Consider the following 3,150-nt stretch of genomic DNA (forward strand, 5'->3'; position numbering starts at 1 on the left):
AAGTGCTGCACGGGCGTCCTCTTCTTTTATGAGACCAAGGGCCGATACATTTACCGGGATAGAAGAGAGGTCCGCATAAGGGAGGCCATACTTGTTTGCCATAATCTGCAAAAAATCCTCCTCTTCTTGCTGGCGGAGAGCAGCAAGGACGTCATCCCTTTTTGTGTCATCAAATTTGAGCATAAGTGTACCCATATTATAAGGGGTTTCTGACTAATTTACTAATATTACTTAGGTTGTGGGTAGGCACCCAGGGGGTAAAAGGGACGGTGGGGAGGGGGCTTGACTTTTTATATCGTTGTGTTGTATAATGTGAGTTATATGAATAAATACATTTATCAGACAATTCGTGTGGGATTCGTATTTGGGGTCGCCTTTTTGGTGATGGCCAATACAGCGCTAGCCTCTGCAGTGCTTGTTCCTGCTGGAGCAACCGACATAACGGGCACAAGTGCTACGTTGAATGGGCAAGTTATGAACCAGGACGCCAACTCTACTGTTTGGTTTGAGTGGAGTGACAACTCATCAATGAGTGCGCCGATTATTGCAGGTAAGGATGCCTTCTATGGAGGAAGAACGTTTGACGCAGCCATCAACGGCCTTACTCCCGGGCATACATACTACTACCGCGCGGTGGCTGTTTCAAAACCGATTATTGGGGCTGCTGATGCGCCGGTGTATTCACCGATCATCTCCTTCAAGACGATACTTCCAAAGTCGGCTGTAGCTGCAACCGCCGGAACAAACTCAACAATATACAGCACTAACCAAAATGGTGTAGATAATAACGCACAATCAAATACAAGTAATTCGTCGAGCTCGAACAACAGCAGGACCAACACGACAGCAAACACAAATCGTACATTTAACTCATCTACAAATAACACAAGCACTACGAATACTAGTAACACAACTAACTCGACGAAAGACGGATTCTCAAACGTAGGCAGATCAAATAACACTGACGGATTTTCAAACGGAAATTCTTCAGGGGCATCTGTTCTTGGTGCAGGAAATGGTATCTTGCCTACAACGCTTGTAGGTTGGATTGCGCTTATTATTGCGCTTCTCGTCATCCTTCTTATTGTTAGGCTTATTTATGAAGAGAATGAAAAACGCAAAAAAATACGTCTTGCAAAAAAGGCAGAAATGGCAGAAACTCCAGTAAGTGGCAACGGAGTAGCAATGGCTTAATAGCCTGCTCATTGAAGCAGAAAGTGAACCCCCAGAGGCGTAAATGCCCTGGGGGTTGACTTTTATTGGGGGTATGCTATAATTCTGATTGGCAATAAGAATACCGCAAGGAGCGCAATTCACACAGTTCCTTCCCAATAACCAGTTCAAAGGAGGTGGCCAATGGCCCGCAAATTCTTGAAAGGTGGAGCATATGGATTGCTCACTGTTTTTATCATCTGGCTCCTGTGCTTCGGGGCCATCAAGGGAGTAGGCATCCTCGCGAAAGCGATAAGGGACGCCGGCAGGCCGTCGTCGGACGTCGTTACGACGTCAGATTGCAGCCACAACCGGAAGGACGGTTGCGGCACCAGCTGCAACTGCTCCCACAGAGCCAATGCGACCTGCGGAGGAGGCTGCTGCAAATGTAAGCAGCCCACGAAGCACAAGAAGATTGCTCGGCGCACAACCGAAAGGTTATCGCCGTTCGATCCGGATTTCGTTCCTCTGGACCCTCCGGAGGAGAAGAAAGTTGCCGTAGCGCCACAAGCGCCTCCGGCACCTGTGGTACAGGAAAAAGTCGTTCACACCCGGATCGTTCGCGACCCGGACGTGACGACACCTGCGCCACCACCGGCGCGTGAGTATCGCGATGACCCACCTCCACGTCGGAGAAGGGTCGTCGATGACTACTACGATGATGAGCCAAGGTACCGGGTATACCGACCGTATGTGCCACCACCTCCAATGGTGTGGTACTCTCGGCAGTACTGCGAGCCGCAGTACAACCCGCGCCCCTACTGCTCCCCGCAATACCAGCCCCGAGTTTGGGGTGGTGGGGGCAGAACTTGGAACAGCCCGACGGGCGGGCCACAATACGGTCCGACCCCCGGAACAAGTGGTGGACCCCAACATGGTCCGACACCTGGTGGTGGTGGCCCACGCGGTGGCCCGACTGGTGGTTCAACCGGAGGTGGACCGCAGCACGGCCCAACCGGCCGACGCTGAGTTCTTTCTCGGCAAAAACGGCACAACCCTGAAAAGTTGTGCCGTACATTTTCAAGCCCTTGATTGAGGAATCGAAGTTTTGAAAATGTACGTGTCGAATGTACAGAGGGTTATTAGAAGAAGAAAAAATATTATTATGAATACAACAAAAAAAATAATGGGAGCACTCCTTGCGACTGCGGTATTTGTTATACCTGCGGTCACTTTTGCTGCAACCCTCAATAATGATCCGCAGGATTATGCGACACTTCTTGCCGCCAACAACACCACGAGCCCGGCAGGATGTACTTCTTGCTGGTCAACTTCTGCATCTGCAAATGCAGGGGAGGAAGTCTCATTTGAGATTTATTATCACAACACTGGTCCTGACACCGCAAACAATTTGCGCGTAAAGCTTTCACCACAGACAACTGGTTCAGGTACCTCACATACATTTTCTGCGACCGTTGTTGCAAACAATGCATCAGCGGTTTCCGGCAGCGCGTCTGTTTCTCTTTCTTCTTCTCAATCACTTTCTTTCATTCCTGGGATGGTTTCCTGGTATCCCGACAATAACAACCCAACAGTAAGCTCGCCACTTCCCGGGGGACAGTCCGGGGCGGAACTCTTTAATGGTACCGGTTTGAATTTGGGGAATATTGCCCCAGGTTGGCCAACACAAGGAACGGTAATTGTTACGTTCCGTGTTTCGTCCGCGTCTGCTTCTTCCGCTCCCACCGTTGTAACCAACAGCGCAACCAGCGTTACTCAAACGGCGGCAACGCTCAATGGTTCCGTAAATCCAAATGGTGCTTCTACAAGTGCATGGTTTGAATGGGGAACTACACAATCTTTTGGCACGACTCTTCAAGTAGGTATGCAGGGTAGTGGTACAAGTGCACTCAACATTTCAGCCGGTCTCTGGAATCTTTCACCAAACACCACCTATTACTTCCGCGCTGTTGCACAGAACGCACAGGGCACAACACC

3 protein-coding genes are annotated in these 3,150 nt (G+C 50.0%); 2 read left to right on the plus strand and 1 reads right to left on the minus strand.

The window, feature by feature from the left end; genetic code table 11:
- Positions 1–183, minus strand: a 183-nt coding sequence (locus tag WCV85_06850; protein ID MFA6474555.1) for a hypothetical protein, incomplete at its 3' end; no start/stop codon positions are given.
- A 138-nt stretch (positions 184–321) separates the two neighbouring features.
- Here WCV85_06850 and WCV85_06855 point away from each other — a divergent pair.
- On the plus strand, positions 322–1,194 hold the full coding sequence (locus WCV85_06855; protein ID MFA6474556.1) for a hypothetical protein: 873 nt from the start codon (positions 322–324) through the stop codon (positions 1,192–1,194).
- A 1,066-nt stretch (positions 1,195–2,260) separates the two neighbouring features.
- A partial coding sequence (locus tag WCV85_06860; GenBank protein ID MFA6474557.1) for a hypothetical protein occupies positions 2,261–3,150 on the plus strand: 890 nt, incomplete at its 3' end.

The organism is Patescibacteria group bacterium (assembly GCA_041665345.1).
Taxonomy (GTDB): Bacteria; Patescibacteriota; Patescibacteriia; order PEXW01; family PEXW01; genus JBAYJA01.